Annotated in this window: 12 protein-coding genes; 6 read left to right on the top strand and 6 right to left on the bottom strand. The window is 70.1% G+C overall.

Features of this window, described 5'->3' with window-relative positions; translation table 11 throughout:
• Positions 1-230: 230 nt before the first annotated feature.
• From CCN51_RS05510 to CCN51_RS05500, 3 genes are all read right to left on the bottom strand, one after another.
• Positions 231-1184 (bottom strand): phosphoglycerate dehydrogenase, encoded by a 954-nt coding sequence (locus tag CCN51_RS05510; protein WP_014173029.1) that lies wholly within the window; start codon positions 1182-1184, stop codon positions 231-233.
• Positions 1184-1969 carry an HpcH/HpaI aldolase family protein gene (locus tag CCN51_RS05505; protein ID WP_014173028.1) on the bottom strand — a complete coding sequence of 262 codons (786 nt, stop codon included), beginning with the start codon at positions 1967-1969 and terminating at the stop codon, positions 1184-1186. Before CCN51_RS05505 ends, CCN51_RS05510 begins: the two co-directional genes overlap by 1 nt.
• 73 nt (positions 1970-2042) lie before the next feature.
• Positions 2043-3023 (bottom strand): aldo/keto reductase, encoded by a 981-nt coding sequence (locus CCN51_RS05500; RefSeq protein WP_014173027.1) that lies wholly within the window; start codon positions 3021-3023, stop codon positions 2043-2045.
• Between the two features lie 430 nt (positions 3024-3453).
• Here CCN51_RS05500 and pdxA point away from each other — a divergent pair, with 430 nt between their 5' ends.
• Positions 3454-4467: a 4-hydroxythreonine-4-phosphate dehydrogenase PdxA gene (gene pdxA, locus CCN51_RS05495; RefSeq protein WP_014173026.1), complete on the top strand. Its 1014-nt coding sequence runs from the start codon at positions 3454-3456 to the stop codon at positions 4465-4467.
• Between the two features lie 124 nt (positions 4468-4591).
• Here the strand turns inward: pdxA and CCN51_RS05490 are convergent, their stop codons facing one another.
• Together CCN51_RS05490 and CCN51_RS05485 are read right to left on the bottom strand one after the other, a co-directional pair.
• Positions 4592-4789 (bottom strand): ferredoxin, encoded by a 198-nt coding sequence (locus CCN51_RS05490; protein ID WP_043488612.1) that lies wholly within the window; start codon positions 4787-4789, stop codon positions 4592-4594.
• Between the two features lie 95 nt (positions 4790-4884).
• Positions 4885-6105, bottom strand: a complete 1221-nt coding sequence (locus CCN51_RS05485; protein ID WP_014173024.1) for a cytochrome P450 — start codon at positions 6103-6105, stop codon at positions 4885-4887.
• A 361-nt stretch (positions 6106-6466) separates the two neighbouring features.
• On the opposite strand from CCN51_RS05485, the gene CCN51_RS05480 reads away from it, so the two are divergent.
• The 4 genes from CCN51_RS05480 (at position 6467) to CCN51_RS05465 (ending at position 11317) form a co-directional block, all read left to right on the top strand.
• Positions 6467-7120 carry a TetR/AcrR family transcriptional regulator gene (locus tag CCN51_RS05480; RefSeq protein WP_014173023.1) on the top strand — a complete coding sequence of 218 codons (654 nt, stop codon included), beginning with the start codon at positions 6467-6469 and terminating at the stop codon, positions 7118-7120.
• Positions 7121-7301: 181 nt separating this feature from the next.
• Complete coding sequence (locus CCN51_RS05475; protein ID WP_014173022.1) at positions 7302-8567, top strand: cytochrome P450; 1266 nt, start codon at positions 7302-7304, stop codon at positions 8565-8567.
• Positions 8567-9778: an NAD(P)/FAD-dependent oxidoreductase gene (locus CCN51_RS05470; RefSeq protein ID WP_014173021.1), complete on the top strand. Its 1212-nt coding sequence runs from the start codon at positions 8567-8569 to the stop codon at positions 9776-9778. The genes CCN51_RS05475 and CCN51_RS05470 overlap by 1 nt, the downstream gene beginning before the upstream one ends.
• Positions 9779-9820: 42 nt before the next feature.
• The gene (locus tag CCN51_RS05465) at positions 9821-11317 is read left to right on the top strand and encodes an MDR family MFS transporter (RefSeq protein WP_014173020.1); all 1497 of its coding nucleotides are present in this window, start codon (positions 9821-9823) and stop codon (positions 11315-11317) included.
• On the opposite strand, the gene CCN51_RS05460 is transcribed toward CCN51_RS05465, so the two are convergent.
• Positions 11314-14007 (bottom strand): hypothetical protein, encoded by a 2694-nt coding sequence (locus tag CCN51_RS05460; RefSeq protein WP_014173019.1) that lies wholly within the window; start codon positions 14005-14007, stop codon positions 11314-11316. The two genes, CCN51_RS05465 and CCN51_RS05460, sit on opposite strands and share 4 nt — an antisense overlap.
• A gap of 350 nt (positions 14008-14357) precedes the next feature.
• Here CCN51_RS05460 and CCN51_RS05455 point away from each other — a divergent pair, with 350 nt between their 5' ends.
• Complete coding sequence (locus CCN51_RS05455; RefSeq protein WP_014173018.1) at positions 14358-15386, top strand: LacI family DNA-binding transcriptional regulator; 1029 nt, start codon at positions 14358-14360, stop codon at positions 15384-15386.
• The last annotated feature ends 21 nt before the right edge of the window (positions 15387-15407 follow it).

The raw sequence follows: 15407 nt of genomic DNA, 5'->3' as shown, positions 1-15407 counted from the left end.
CCGAGACCTTCGGCGGCCGAGGTGGCGTACTCGGCCGCCGAAGGTCTCGGGGGCGGGGCGGGCGTCTTCGGCGCGCAGCGCGTACGGGTCGGCCTGCGCGGGGGGTGGCGCCGCGGTGGTGCCGTCGGTCGTGGTGGCCATATCAGGTCCTTAGGGGATCTGCCGGCGCCGTCGCCGGTATCCGGAATGGGACAGCGGGGGGTGGTGTGGGGCCCTGTGCGTGCGGTGTCTCAGCGCGCCTGGTGGTGCGGCTCCTCGCCCGCCAGTACGCGGATGACGTCCTCGGCCACCATCGCGCCCATGGCCTGGTTCGCCTCGGGCGTGCAGGCGGCCATATGGGAGGTGAGGAGGGTGCGCGGGGCCTTGCGCAGCGGGTGGTCGGCGGGCAGCGGTTCGGTGCTGAACGCGTCGAGGGCCGCGGCCCCGAGATGCCCTGAGCCGAGCAGGTCGGCGAGCGCGCGTTCGTCGACGAGGCCGCCGCGCGCGGCGTTGACCAGGATCGCGCCCGGCTTCATCGCCGCCAGGCGGGCGTGGTCGAGCAGCGGGGTGCCGGACGGGTCGGGCGGGGTGTGCAGGCTGACGGCATCGGCGCGCGCCAACAGGGCGTCGAGGGCGACCGGTTCGGCGCCGTGCGCGCGGACGTCTGCCTCGGCGACGTACGGGTCGTGGGCCAGCAACTCCATCCCGAAGGCGTGGGCGTAGCCCGCCAGCAGGCGGCCGATGCGGCCGAAGCCGACGATGCCCAGCGTCCTGCCGTGCAGTTCGGGGCCGAACAGCTTCGGCCAGCCGCCCGCCGCCACCGCGGTGTGCGAGGCGGTGAGGGAGCGGGTGGCGGACAGCAGCAGGCCGAAGGTGTACTCCGCCACCGCGCGCGAGTTGCTGCCCGGCGCGCACACCACCGGTATCGCACGCGCGCGGGCTGCGGCCACGTCGATGGTGTCGACGCCGACGCCGTGCTTGGCGATCACCTTGAGGCGGGGTGCGGCGTCCATCACCTCGGCGGTGATCGGGTCCATGCCAACGATCAACGCATCCGCTCCGGCCGCGTACTCGAGGAGTTCGGCGGTGGGCAGCGCCACGTCCTCGTACGGGCGCAGGGGGCCCGCCCCGGCGTCCTCCAGGATCTGCCAGGGGCGCGCGGAATGCCGGGCGAAGGTGGGCGTCGTGATGAGCGTGGTCGGCATCAGCGCGCCCCGCCCCGTGCCGCCTCCAGGTGGGACGTCGCGATCTGCTGCAGATGTACGACGTCGGCCGAGACCGTCGCGAACGTGAAGCCCTCGGCGAGGCGGCGGGCGGCGCTCGCCCCGTCGGCGTTGTGGATCCCGGCCGCGATGCCCGCCGCCTCGGCCGCCTTGCGGACGCGGACGAGGGCCTGCTCGAACTCGTCCTGTACGGCAGGGTCGGTGGAGGTCGCGCCGCCGATGGCCAGACGCAGATCGGACGGGCCGACGTAGATGCCGTCCAGGCCGGGGGTCGCGCAGATCTCCTCGACGTTGGCCAGGCCGTCGGCCGTCTCGATCATCGCGAGGACGGCGGTCTGATCGTGTGTATCGGCGGGGTTCGGCCCGATACGCAGCTGCGCGCGCATCGGGCCGTACGAGCGGCGGCCCAGCGGCGGATAGCGGACGGCGGCGACGGCGTCGGCGGCGTCCTGGGCGTTGTCGATCAGCGGGACGATCACGGCGCTCGCCCCCGCGTCGAGCGCCTTGCCGATGTACGTGAGGTCGTTTGCCTCGACCCGCACCATGCCGACGGCGGTGCTGCCCTTGGTGTCGGTGGCGAGGAGGTTGTTCAGCATGCCCTGGTAGCCGAAGAGGCCGTGCTGGGCGTCGAAGGCCAGGTAGTCGTAGCCGATGCGGGCGAGGCGCTCGGCGGCGATCGGCGAGTCGAGCAGCGACCAGTAGCCGATGAGCTGCTCGCGATTGCGCAGCGCGGCGGTGAACTGGGCAGAGGTGCGGCCGGTGGCCATGTGTGTCTCCGTTGCGAGGTGGGCGGCGGGGCGGTGAGGTGGGTGCGAGATGGGCGCGAGGCGGGCGGCGGGGTCAGCGGTTGTAAGCGGGCATCGGGCCGCGCAGCCGGGCGCCGACTTCGTCGCAGGCGGCCAGGGTGTCCGCGGGCAACGGGCCCGCGGCCGCGGCGGCGATATTGGCCTTCAAGTGCTCGACCTTGGAGCCGCCGAGCAGCAGCGCGTCGGTGGAGGGCCGCGACAGCAGCCAGCGCAGGGCCAGGTCGGTCAGCGGCAGGTCCGCCTCGGAGGCGATACGGGTCAGGTCGGTGACGGCGCGGAACAGTTCCTCGTTCCAGTACCGCTCGCGGTACATCGCGGCCAGCTTGGAGTCGCCGAAGCGCCCGTCCGCCGGGGCGTGCTCGAAACTGTGGCGGCCGGTGAGCAGGCCACCGCCGAGCGGGTTGTAGACCATCGTGCGCAGTCCGGTGACGGCGGCGAACTCCGTGTACTCCTCCTCGACGCGGCGTGCGAGGAGATTGTGCAGCTGCTGCGCGACGACGGGGCGCGGGGCGCCGACCTCGTCGGCCACGCGGTTCACCTCGGCGATCTGCCAGGCGGCGAAGTTGGAGACACCGAGGGCGAGGACCTTGCCCGCCCGTACGAACTCGGCGACGGTCGACAGGGTTTCGCTGAGCGGCGTCCTGCGGTCCGGCTGGTGCAGATAGAAGAGATCGACGTGGTCGGTGCCCAGGCGCTTGAGGCTCCCGTCGAGCGCGGCGCGCAGGCCCTCGGGGGAGAGCGGCGCGTGTTCGCCCTGGTCGGGGTGCGGGATGCCGGCCTTGGTGGCGAGCACCACCCGGTCGCGGCGGCCGGGCAGCAGCTCGGCGAGGAAGCGCTCGCTCTCGCCGCCCGCGTAGCCGTTGGCGGTGTCCACACCAGTGATGCCCGCATCGAGCGCGGCGTCCACCATCGCGGCGGCCGTCGCGCGGTCGGCGGTGTCGCCGAACGTCATCGTGCCGAGCACGAGACGGGACAGCGGGACGGGGACGTGCGGGAGTTCAAGGCCGACGGTCACGGCGGGTCCTTCCGAAGCGGGTGGTGCGGGTGGTGCGGTCGTGCTGATGCGCGATTTCATGCGTGATGTGCGCATCGCGAATGGTGCCGTGCGGCTACGCGGCCTCGGCCGGTCGCTGCGCTGGTTCCCGGCCATGCGCTGCTGCGGCCCAGTGCGGCGCGATGAGCTGTGTAAGCCGGTACGCACCGCGTCCACGAGGGCGACGAGGTCCGCGGGTGACGGCCGTCGGCGCCACGGGAACGCTCGCACGACTGCGTAATTCGCGCAAGAGGTCTCGCGCGCTTCACGCAGATTGTGTCATGATCCTAACCGGGCCGCCCACGCCGGACGCGCCCAAGGAGGTTCGATCCCGTGGGCACCGCCGAGCCCGGCGCGGTTGCGCACATCGCGCACCTGACATCGCCCCGCCTCCCGCCTAGGAGTTGCTCTTATGCCCACCCCCCTCCCCTTCATCGCCGTCACCATGGGCGACGGTGCCGGTATCGGCCCCGAGGTCGTCGTCGCGGCCCTCCTCGACGACGCCGTTCTGACCCGCTGCCGCCCCGTCGTCATCGGCGACGCACAGCGGCTGCGCGAGGCCGCCCGCATCCTCGGCCTGGACTGCGAGATCGCCGCGGTCGACCACCCCCGCGACGCCGAGTTCACCCCCGGCCGCGTCAACGTCGTCGACCTCGGCCTGCTCCCCGCCGACCTGCCCTGGGGCGAGCTGTCGCCGGTCGCGGGCGGCGCCGCGTACGCGTATATCGAGCGGGCCGCCGCACTCGCCGTGGCGGGCGAGGTGCACGCCATCTGCACCGCGCCGCTCAATAAGGAGGCCCTGCACGCCGCGGGCCACATCTACCCCGGCCACACCGAACTCCTCGCCCATCTGACCGGGACCGAAGAGGTCTCGATGATGCTCTCCACCGAGAAGGTGAAGGTCATCCACGTCACCACGCATATCGGCCTGATCGATGCGGTCAACCGCATCGAGCCGGGCCTCGTCGAGCGCACCGTACGCCGCGGCCACCAGGCGATGGTCCGCGCCGGCACCCCGAACCCCGTGATCGGCGTCTGCGGTATCAACCCGCACGCGGGCGAGAACGGGCTGTTCGGCTACGGCGAGGAAGAGGAGAAGATCGTCCCGGCCCTGGAGGTGCTGCGCGCCGAGGGCGTCGACGCCCGGGGCCCGCTCCCCGCCGACACCGCCTTCTTCCTGGCCGGCCGCGGCGACTACGACCTGATCGTGGCGATGTACCACGACCAGGGCCATGGCCCCGTCAAGGTCCTGGGCATCGAGGCGGGCGTCAACCTCACCGTGGGCCTGCCCGTCATCCGTACGTCCGTCGACCACGGCACCGCGTTCGACATCGCCGGAACGGGCACGGCGGAGGCCGGCAGCATGGTCGAGGCGCTGCGCCAGGCGACCGAGATGGCCACGGTGCCGGTCACCCCGGCGGCCTGAAACAAGCCGGCGGCCTGAAACAAGCCGGCGGCCTGAAACAAGAGGGGGCAAGGCACCCGCGGAAGCCGTCCGAAGATGCCCTGCCCCGGTCCCTCACCGGTCCTCGATCGAGTCGTTCAGCGTGTCATACGTCGCTGAGAGCGATGGCGGCGGCGGGACACACGGCGGCCGCGTCCCGGACGGCCGCATGCTGGTCCTCGGCGGGTTCGGCGTCGAGGAGGACGACGATGCCGTCCTCGTCGCGCTGGTCGAAGACGTCCGGTGCGGCGAGTACGCAACTCCCGGCGCCGCAGCACTTGTCCTCGTCCACGGTGACCTTCATGGTCGCTCCCTTCTTCTGGATCGGCCCCTCGGCCGTGCCCTCGGCTGCGTTGTCGGCTGCGTTGTCGGTCGGTACGGAGGCTTCGGCGGGGCGGGTCACCATCGCACCGGCACCTCGCGCAGGCCACCGACGGTGAGTCCTTCGATCTGCCGCAACCGCGCGACCGGTACGGCCAGGTCGAGGCTCGGCAGCTTGTGCAGGAGAACCTCGAGGACGACCTGGAGTTCGGTGCGGGCCAGGGACTGGCCCAGGCAGGAGTGGGCTCCGGCGCCGAAGGTGAGATGAGGGTTGGGGCTGCGGGTGAGGTCCATCTCGTCCGGGTCGGCGAAGACCCGCTCGTCGCGGTTGGCGGCGGACAGGCCGCAGAAGACGGTGGTGCCTCCCGGCAGCACCGCCCCGTCCACCTCGTAGTCCTCGGTCAGATAGCGCCGGACGCCGTATCCGCCCAGGTTGGCGTCGGAGCGCAGCACCTCGTCGACCGCGGTGCGGATCAGGGAGGGGTCGGCGAGCAGGCTGTCCCACCGGGTGCGGTCGGCCAGCAGCATGGCGACCATCTTGCCGATCATGTTCGCGGTGGTCTCGTGCCCGGCGACCAGCAGGGCCATACCGGTGTCGCGGAGCTCGAGGTCGGTCAGCCCCTCGCCCTCCGCCCGGCTCTCCTCGATCAACGTGCTGATCAGGTCTTCGCTGGGCTCGGCGCGCTTGGCCGCGATCAGCTCGGACATGTATGTCACAAAGTCCTCGTGGGCCGCCCCGGTCTCCGCCACCGAGTAGCGGCTGACGTTCAGAAACGCGTCGGACCAGTACGAGAAGCGGTCCCGGTCCTCGGCGGGCGCGCCGAGGAGGTTGCAGATCACATAGACCGGCAGCGGAAAGCCGAGCGCCGCCTTGAGGTCGGCGGGCGAACCGCTTTGGACCATGGCGTCGATCAGGGTTTCGGCCATCTCCTCCATGCCGGGGCGCAGCGCGGTGACGCGCCTGGCGGTGAAGTACTTGCCCACGTGCCGCCGCCACCTCTGGTGGCCTTCGCCGTTGGACTGGAGTGAGAGCGACATACCGCTGTTGGTCGACACGCCCCCGGCTCCTTCCGGGGCGATCCGCGCGCTGTCGTCCTCGGGGGCCGGGCGTGAGAAGCGGGGGTCCGACAGGAGGGCCTTGATGTGGTCGTAGCGGGTCAGCAGGGTGCCGGTGTCTCCGCTGGGGAGTTCGACGGTGGCCACCGGGCACCGCCCGCGCAGCAGTTCCCATTCGGGCGGCGGGTCCAGCGGTCCGTCGGTGGGCAGTGGCAGGCGGACGGTGGGGTCGTTCTGGCTCATCTGGCCTCTCCGGGGGTGTGGGGGTTCGCGCGGAGGTTGGCGCCCGACGGGCGGGAGAGATGTTTAAGTCAACGGGTTGATTTAACTGTATCGCATGGGTGTGGCGGGAAAAGAGAGAGATCGCGCCACGGTCCGTCGGAGGGGCGTCCTCGGGGGCCCGAGGATTGGATGTGTTCGAGCCGGACCGGCCGGACCCGGCGGGAGCGCCCCGTGGGAGAGGCTGGACGGGAGGGTGGCCTGAATTGGTCGGGTCATTGCGTACGCTTTCGTCGTTTGACCTCGCCGACCTGGTCGAGGATCCGTGGTGGCTTGGGGGACGGGCCTTCGTGGACCGGTGTGATGTCCCGAGGTGGTGGTGGCGATGGCCGACAGGGCGAGACGGGGCGAGCAGGTCAGTGCGACGCGGGTGGCGCTCCTGGACGCGGCGGAGCGGCTGTTCGCCGAGCGCGGGGTGCATGCGGTCGCCAACCGTCAGATCAGCGAGGCCGCCGGGCAGGGCAACAATGCCGCGGTCAGCTATCACTTCGGCACCAAGGTCGATCTGGTGCGTGCCATCGCCCGTCGGCATGCGGAGCGGGTGGAGGTCGGCCGTGTGCGCATGCTGGACGCGATCGGGGAGTCCGCTGATCTGCGGGACTGGGTGGCCTGTGCGGTCCGTCCGGTGACCGAGCACTTGGAGGCTCTGGGTGCGCCCAGCTGGTATGCGCGGTTCATCGCCCAGGTGTCGGCGGATCCGGCGCTGCGTGCCGTCACAGTGGAGGAGTTCGCGGCCGGGTCGCCGTCAATGCGGCGGTTGCAGGAGGGGCTGGAGGGCTGTCTGCCCGATCTGCCGGCCGAGGTGCATGCCGAACGTGCGGCCATGACGCGTCACTTGATCGCGCAGATGTCCGCGGAGCGGGAGCGTGCCCTCGCAGACAACGCGCCGACTGCCCGGGCCAGTTGGCAGGGGACGGCGAACGGACTGATCGATGCCATCGTCGCCCTGTGGCGGGCGCCGTTCACACGCGAGGGCTGACCGGCCGAACCGTTCGGCGCGCCTCCGCTCGTGGGGCGGGCCGGATCCGGCCATGAATTAAATCAACGGGTTGACTTAATTGTGTCGACTGGTGTTGCCTGGTCTTCGGCGATGTCGAGTTCGATCTCTCGCTGGAGCATCACCGAGCCCCCCCGAGCGCCCCCACGATCGAGGAGAAGCAGTGACCGGTGCGGCAGCCAACACGACGAGTGGAACCCCGCTGGACACCCCGGAGTACAACATCGACAGGTCCGCGCGGTGTCCGCTCGATCCGGCCCCCGCGATGCGGGCACGGCAGGCGGAGGGCCCGCTGGTGCGGGTCCGGCTGTGGGACGGGACCCTCGCATGGCTGGTCACCGGTTGGGAGGAACACCGGGCGCTGATGTCCGACCAGAGGGTCAGCGTGGACCCTTTCCGGCCCGGTGCGCCGAAGCTCTCCCCCGGGGAGGTGACGGCGATCGACGTCCTGAAGAAGGAGGGCAAGCGGTCGACCGGCACCAGCTTCATCTTGATGGACGACCCCGAACACGCCCGGCTGCGGCGGATGGTGACGTCCGCGTTCACCATCAAACGGGTGGAGGCGCTGCGTCCGCCCACCCAGCGGATCACGGACGATCTGATCGACACCATGCTCGCCGGTCCCAAACCGGTCGATCTGGTCGAGGCGTTGGCGTTGCCGGTGCCGTCGCTGGTGATCTCCAATCTGCTCGGCGTGCCCTACGACGACCATGAGTTCTTCCAGGCCAACAGCAGAACCATCATCAACCGGGAGACGACCGCGGCGGAGCGCGCGGCGGCCCGCGGGCGGCTGGTCGACTATCTGGACGGACTGCTGGGGGAGAAGCTGGCCCAGCCCCGCGAGGACCTGCTCTCCGGGCTCGCCGAGCGGATCAAGACCGGTGAGCTGGCCCGGGAAGACGCGACCGAGATGGGGGTGCTGATGCTGTTCGCGGGGCACGAGACCACCGCGAACATGATCACGCTCGGCACGCTGGCCCTGCTCCAGCACCCCGACCAACTGGCCCTTCTGCGGGACACCGAGGACCCGAAGCTGATCGCCTCGGCGGTCGACGAACTGCTGCGCTACCTCACCATCACACACGGCGGGCAGCGCCGGGTGGCGCTGGCGGACATCGAGATCGCCGGCCAGGTGATCCGCGCCGGCGAAGGTGTCATCCCGGTCAACGAGATCGCCAACCGGGACCCGTCGGTCTTCCCCGACCCCGACCGGCTGGACCTCCGGCGCGACGCCCGTCGCCATGTGGCCTTCGGGTTCGGGATCCACCAGTGCCTGGGCCAACCGCTGGCCCGTATGGAACTGCAGGTCGTCTACCCCACCCTCCTGCGGCGGATCCCGACCCTGGCCCTGGCCGCCGACCTGGCGGAGATCCCCTTCAAACACGACGGGTTCGTCTACGGGGCCTACCGGCTTCCGGTGACCTGGTGATGCGGTCGATGCCGCCGATGCTCAGGAATGTGGTGATCGTAGGAGCCTCGGCCGCCGGACTGGCCACGGCCGAGGCCCTGCGCAACAAGGGATACGACGGGAGCCTCACCCTCGTCGGCGACGAGCCGTATCTGCCGTACGACCGGCCGCCGCTGTCCAAACAGGTCCTGTCCGGCGCCTGGCAGCCGGAGCGGGTGCGGCTGCGTGACGACCAGGCCATCGGCAGACTGGACGCGGACTTCCAACTCGGGCGTCATGCAACCGGGTTGGACCTCGTCAGGCGGAAGGTACTGCTGGACGCTGGCGACCGCCTCGCGTACGACGCCCTGGTCATCGCCACCGGCGTCACCCCGCGCCGACTGCCCGGCGACGACCTGGCAGGCGTACACGTCCTGCGTACGCTCGATGACGCCGTCACGCTCCGCAGCCACCTGCTGGCCCGGCCGAAGGTCGTGGTGGTCGGCGCCGGGTTCCTGGGGGCCGAAGTGGCGGCGGTGGCCCGCACCATGGGGCTGGAGGTCACACTGGTCGATCCGCTGCCGGTGCCCATGCGCCGGCAGTTCGGCGACCGGATCGGGGAATTCGTCGGACAGCTGCACAGCGATCACTCGGTCGCACTGCGCCTGGGCGTCGGCGTGGCCCGGTTCCTGGACTCCGCCGGCCGTGTGGTCGCCGTCGAACTCGCCGACGGTACGAAACTCGACGCCGACCTGGTCGTGGTCGCCGTGGGCTCCACACCGGCGACCGGCTGGCTGGCCGACTCCGGACTGCCCCTGGGCAACGGCGTGGAGTGCGGCGCCCGTTGCCAGGCGGCCCCCGGTATCTACGCGGCCGGGGACGTCGCGTCCTGGCACAATCCGCACTTCGGTGTGCGGATGCGGGTCGAACACCGCCTCAACGCCACCGAGCAGGGCATGGCCGTGGCCGCCGGCATCCTCGGCGAACAGCGCCCCTTCGCCCCCGTTCCCTACTTCTGGAGCGACCAGTACGACGCCCGTATCCAGGCCTACGGCATCTTCCCCGACGGCGCGGACGTGACGATCGTGCACGGCAGTCCGGACGACCGCAGTTTCGTCGCCGCCTACGGCCACGAGGGCAAGGTCGTCGGGGTGCTCGGCTGGAACAGCCACCGTGAACTGCGTAAACACCGGCAACTCGTGGTCGACCACGCTCCCCACCCCGCCACGCGCACACCGGAAGGAGAGCAGTAGCAGCCGCGTAGGACCACCCGTCGACGACCTGGAGCCCGCCCGATGAGCACCGCCGCAGTGAACGACTCCGCCACCGCAGACACACGGCCACCCAAGGTTCAACGGCAGGTCCTGGTGGCCCTCAGCGGCTTGCTCAGCGCGCTGTTCGTCGCGACGCTCAGCAGCACGGTGGTCTCCACCGCACTGCCGAGGATGATCGGCGCGTTGCACGGCACACAGACGCAGTACACCTGGGTCGTCACCGCGACGCTGCTCAGTACGACCGCCACGACCCCGATCTGGGGCAAGCTGGCAGACCTCTTCAGCAAGAAGAACCTGGTACAGATCGCCGTCGCCGTCTTCGCCCTGGGGTCGGTGGCGGCGGGGGTGAGCCAGTCACCGGGGCAGCTCATCGCCGCGCGCACATTACAGGGCGTGGGTGTCGGGGGAGTGCAGTCGCTGGTCCAGATCGCCATCGCGGCGATGATCCCGCCGCGTGAACGCGGCCGGTACAGCGGCTACCTCAGCAGTGTCACGGCCCTGTCCACCATCGGCGGTCCGCTGCTCGGCGGTCTCATCGTCGACACCTCGTGGCTGGGCTGGCGGTGGTGTTTCTTCATCAGCCTCCCGGTGGCCGTCGCGGCACTGGTCCTGCTCCAGCGGACACTGCGCCTTCCGGTCATCCGACGCGACGATGTGAAGGTCGACTACCTGGGCGCGGCCCTCATCGCCTCGGGTGTCAGCGTGCTGCTCATCTGGATCTCGTTCGTCGACAGCTCGTTCGCCTGGGCGTCCTGGCAGACCGCCGCCATGGTCGGTGCGGCACTGGTCCTGCTGTCCGTCGCCCTGTGGGTGGAGGCACGGGCCGCCGAGCCCATTGTGCCGCTGCAGATCATCAGGCAGCGCACCACCGTACTCGCGATCCTGGGGAGTCTCGCCGCGGGTACCGCGATGTTCGCGGCCTCGGTCTATCTCAGCCAGTACTTCCAGGTCAGCCGCGGTTACACGGCCACCCAGGCGGGGCTGCTGACCATTCCGATGATGGGCGGCATCCTGGTCTCCTCCATCCTCGCGGGCCGGCTGCTCAGCAGGACCGGGAACCTCAAGCCCTTCGTCATCGTGGGCTCCGTCCTGCTCACGGCCGGGTTCGCCGGGCTCGGCACCATCGACCACAGGACGTCCCTGGTGTTCATGAGCGCGGCGATGCTGTGCATCGGCCTCGGTGTCGGTATGACCATGCAGAACTTCGTGCTGGCCGTGCAGAACTCCGTCCCGCTGAAGGACATCGGCACGGCCAGCACCACGGTCACCTTCTTCCGCTCCCTGGGCGGTACGTTCGGCGTCACCGTTCTGGGTGCCGTCCTGGCTCGTCAGGTCGCCGAACGGACCGCGCAGGGCCAGGAATCCGCCCGTGTCGCCTACGGGGACGCGACCGGACTCGTCTTTCTCATCGGCGCCGCCGTGGCGGCCCTTGGCATCGTCGCGGCCGTCCTGCTGAAGCCGGTGACGCTGCGGACCAGCCTCGACTCGTCCGAACCGGCCGATCTCCGCCGGGGCTAGTCCTGTACGAGCGGCGTGATGGCGACCTGGTCGATGACCGGTGCGTACGGGGATCGCTGGTCGTACTGGTTGTAGGTGTCACCGTTGAAGTCGGGCAGTTCGTCCGCGGTGAAGGTGAGCCGGTTGGTGCCCTTCTTCAGGGTGGCCGGGACGGTCAGGTCCCAGAAGTTGTTGAAATGGAAGGTGGTCGGGAAGAGGATTCTGCGGGCCGGTCCGCCGCCCACCGAGAGGTCGGCGTGGCGGGCGATCGGATCGGGGTTGTAGTGGGTGGCGGGGGCCTGTTCGGCGTTGGAGTAGCGGATGGTCAGGGCGTGGCGGCCGGACCGCTCGGCGACGACGTCGACGGTGAGGGCATTGGCCTTTCCGGCGCCGATGCCGGTGACCGCCTTGCCGCCGGAGGCGAAGGTGTAGGCGTCGGTCACCTTCGCGGCGCCGGTCGGCGCGCCGCCCTCCGCCTCGTACGCCTTGGTCACCAGGGTGCCGCTGGAAGGGGCGACCCGCAGCCGGTCGAGGATCAGTTCGCGGGAGGTGCCGGTGACGGTGATCTTGTTGATGCCGGCGGACAGGAACATCCGGACGTTGTCGGTGCCCTTCTTGCCGCCCCCGACCCCGGAAACGTCAAGTTTCTCGCCGCCCAGGGACAGGCTTGCCCGGCCGCCGCCCAAGTGGTCGACCAGGACTGTCGCTTCGCCATCGGTGGGGGAGTGGACCCAGAAGGTCGCGGACGCGCCCTTGGCCAGCGGCACCGCGCCGGGACCCGAGACACCGGGGTGGGTGTAGCCGGGCCGAGCTCCGGAGAGGGTGGCGTACTCGGCCTCGTAGATCGCCGGCGCGGTCACGCGTGCGTCGCGCAGCGACAGGTCGATCTTGTCGATGATGGCGTCGCCCTTGGTGACACCCAGGTCCGGGTCGCTCGCGGCGAGCGTGATGCGGTGTTTGCCGGCGGTCAGTTTCACCGTGGTGTCGGTGTGGCCCCAGACCACCCACTTGTAGCCGAGCGGCAGCCGCAGCTCTTGTGGGTCCTTGCCGTCGACGCGAAGGAACACGTTGGTGGGGCCCTGTTCCTTCACCCGGCCGTAGAGGTTGTAGGAGTTGGCGAACGTGCTCAGGTCGTATGTGCCGTCCTGCGGGACCTCCACGTCGAAGGCCAGCACTCCGTCGGAGCCGGTGCGCAACCCGCCCACGTTGTAGGCGCCCGAGGTGGCGAACCCGCCGACGTTGGAGGGCGTGCCCTCGGGGCCGTTCTTGGAGTAGCCGCCACCGGTGTAGGCGGCGCTCTCCGCCTCGTATGTCTTCCGCCAGCCCACCGAGGGTTCGGCCGGTACGCCGCCGTTTCCGCCGGGGGAGAGGACGACCTGGTACGCCGACATCTCGTTCATGCCGGTCATCGGCAGGGTGACGGAGCCGTCCGCGCCTACCGCGAGTTCCCGGTCCGCCAGCCGCAGCGGCTGCGCCGAGTCGCCGACCTGCCCGGTCCAGGGGATCTCCTGCACGGTGGCGTGCACCGTGCTCCCGAACAGCTTGGGGTCGATGTTCTTGAAGACGACGTCCGCGTCGCCGCTCTTGCCGCCGAACAGCGTCCGGGACTGCCGCTTGCCCTCGTCGAGCGTGGCGACGCCCTGGAGGGTGTACTGCTGGTTGGGGTGCGGGGCGGTCACCTGCACCGTGTGGCCGGACATCTGTCCGTACGCGTTGAACAGCCACCACTGGCCGTTGCCCTTGTTGGCCTCGACGGCTGAGTCGTTGAGGTTGCCGTCGATGTTCCAGTACGCCAGATCGGCGTCGATCTTGGACTCCTCGATGGCGGAGACCCACTGCATGACCTGGCCGGGCACGGAGAGATGGTAGTTGTGGCCGTACTCGTTGACGTTGATCGGCAGTGGGCCGACCCCGACCTCCTTCTCCATCTGCCGGTACCTCGCCACGTTTGTGCGCACCGCGGCGGGGCTGGACAGCTCGTGCCAGGTCATCACGTCCGGCACCACGTCATTGGCCTTGGCGTACTGGAGGAAGTCCTTGACCTGGTTGTAGAGGACGCTGGTGTTGGGGCCGGCGATACGGGCGTTCGGGTCGAGGCCCTTGATGAGGCGGTAGACCTCCTTCCAGGCCTCGAAGTAGGCTTGCGGATCGCTGAGCCAGGAGGTCTTGTTGTAGCTCCACTCGCCGGTGCCGAACATGTTCCCTTCGGGCTCGTTGAAGGGGACGTAGACGACATGGTTCTTGTAGTCGCCCATGGTCAGGGTCTGCTGGACCTGCTTCTTGATCTTCTCCTTGAAGTCGGCGAGCCGCGCCGGACCGTCCGCGCCGGGCCACTGGTACGGGAAGCCGCGGTAGATGTCGGTCATGTAGATGAAGACGTCCTTGCCACCGGACTCCACGAACGGCGGCAGGACCTCGAGGGCGTCCGCTCCCGGATGCTGGGGGCCGTCCTGGGCCTTGGTCGACACCGTGCGGAGATGCATGCCTTCGAGGACGTTGCGGCTCGGTACGCCGTCGCCGTAGATCCCGTACAGCGAGCCGGAAGCGCCGCCGTGGAAGGCGCCGGTGTCGGTGGCGAGGTCGATGGTGAGCTGTTCGGGCTCCGCCGCGCGGGCCGTGCCCGTGGCGCCGGGTAGGGCGAGGAGGGCGGCGAGGGCCGTTATGGCCGTGGCACCGGCGCTTACGGTTCTTGGGCTGCGTCTGGGGCGCACTGAGGTCTCCGTTGGGTGATCCGTCGCGGTGATCGGTCCGGGTGATCCGTCCGGGTGATCCGTCTCATCCCTGATGCGAACCGGTTCGACGATGTGTGAACTGGGCGGGCCCGGAACGGTACGGCCTGATTTCAGGGATCGGGCAGCGGTATGGCGGCTCTGTCGAACCGGTTCGCCGGAAGCTAGCACCGCGGGAAAAGGGCCAGCAATACCTCCGACACGGATTGAGCGGCAGTTTCCCGGAAGTGTGCACAAGGTATTGACACCCGCTCCGGCTGCTCCTAACTTCCCTTCACGCGAACCGGTTCGACAGCCGGCTCGCTTTCGAACCGGTTCGACGAAGGAGTTCCGTGAACATCGGTGAGATCGCCAAACGGGCCGGTGTCTCGCGGAGCACCGTGTCCTATGCCCTGAGCGGCAAACGATCGGTGTCCGAGGAGACCCGTCGCAAGATCCAGCAGGTCATCGACGAACTGGGCTACCGGCCCAACGCCAGCGCACGCGCCCTGGCCAACGGCCGGACCAGCACCATCGGCCTCGTCTTCCCGCCGGCCGGTGCCCACTACACCGGTATGCAACTCGACTTCATCGGCAGCGTGGTGGAGGCCGCGGCGGCCTACGACTACGACGTGCTGCTCTCCCCGAGCGGCGTGGACAGCGACCGCTCGTTCCAGCGGCTGCTGGCCGAGCGGCGGGTCGACGGCGCGATCCTGATGGAGATCAGGCTCCGGGACGACCGGGTCGACCACCTCGTCGCCGAGAACTTCCCCGCCGTCTGCATCGGCCGCACCGCACACCCCGACAGTGACTGGTGGGTCGGCCTGGACCACACCGCGCTGGTGGAGGCGTGTGTCCACCACCTCGCCGACCTGGGGCATCATCGGGTCGCCTTTGTGAACCGGCCCGAGCATCTGCTGCGGTCCGGGTACGAGTCGGCGCACCGAGGTCTCGACGGTTTCACCAAGGCCGCGGCGGAGCGCGGGCTCACCGCACGGACGTACTCCTGCGGCGACGACGCCCCCTCGGGACAGGCGTGCCTGGAGCGGATCCTGCACGACGACCCGGCCACCACGGCGCTGGTCACGCTGAACGAGGCCGCGCTGGGCGGTCTGTACCGGGGCCTGGCCGTGGCGGGCCGCCATGTGCCGCGTGACTTCTCCGTCACCGGGGTCGTGGCCTCCAGGTGGGCGGAGACGGTGACCCCGCAGCTCACCGCGGCGGACGTACCGGCGGAGCAGATGGGGCGCCTCGCTGTGGAACTGCTCGTCGAGCGGCTGGGCCACCCCGACACGGCGCCGCGCCACCACCTGCTCGCGCCGCCCATCTCCCTGCGCGCCAGCACCGGACCTGCGCATCCGCGCACGGGCTCCGACAGCTGACCCCGAACTCCCATCATTCTC

The sequence above is a fragment of the Streptomyces milbemycinicus genome (genome assembly GCF_002154605.1).
GTDB classification, from domain to species: Bacteria; Actinomycetota; Actinomycetes; order Streptomycetales; family Streptomycetaceae; genus Streptomyces; species Streptomyces milbemycinicus.
This window is presented reverse-complemented; position numbering and strand designations above follow the sequence as displayed.

Excerpts from the sequence above, each read along its gene's own strand:
- CCN51_RS05510 (WP_014173029.1), bottom strand. The coding sequence starts at position 1,184 with ATGCCGACCACGCTCATCACGACGCCCACCTTCGCCCGGCATTCCGCG.
- CCN51_RS05505 (WP_014173028.1), bottom strand. The coding sequence starts at position 1,969 with ATGGCCACCGGCCGCACCTCTGCCCAGTTCACCGCCGCGCTGCGCAAT.
- pdxA (WP_014173026.1), top strand. The coding sequence starts at position 3,454 with ATGCCCACCCCCCTCCCCTTCATCGCCGTCACCATGGGCGACGGTGCC.
- CCN51_RS05490 (WP_043488612.1), bottom strand. The coding sequence starts at position 4,789 with ATGAAGGTCACCGTGGACGAGGACAAGTGCTGCGGCGCCGGGAGTTGC.
- CCN51_RS05485 (WP_014173024.1), bottom strand. The coding sequence starts at position 6,105 with ATGAGCCAGAACGACCCCACCGTCCGCCTGCCACTGCCCACCGACGGA.
- CCN51_RS05480 (WP_014173023.1), top strand. The coding sequence starts at position 6,467 with ATGGCCGACAGGGCGAGACGGGGCGAGCAGGTCAGTGCGACGCGGGTG.
- CCN51_RS05470 (WP_014173021.1), top strand. The coding sequence starts at position 8,567 with ATGCGGTCGATGCCGCCGATGCTCAGGAATGTGGTGATCGTAGGAGCC.
- CCN51_RS05465 (WP_014173020.1), top strand. The coding sequence starts at position 9,821 with ATGAGCACCGCCGCAGTGAACGACTCCGCCACCGCAGACACACGGCCA.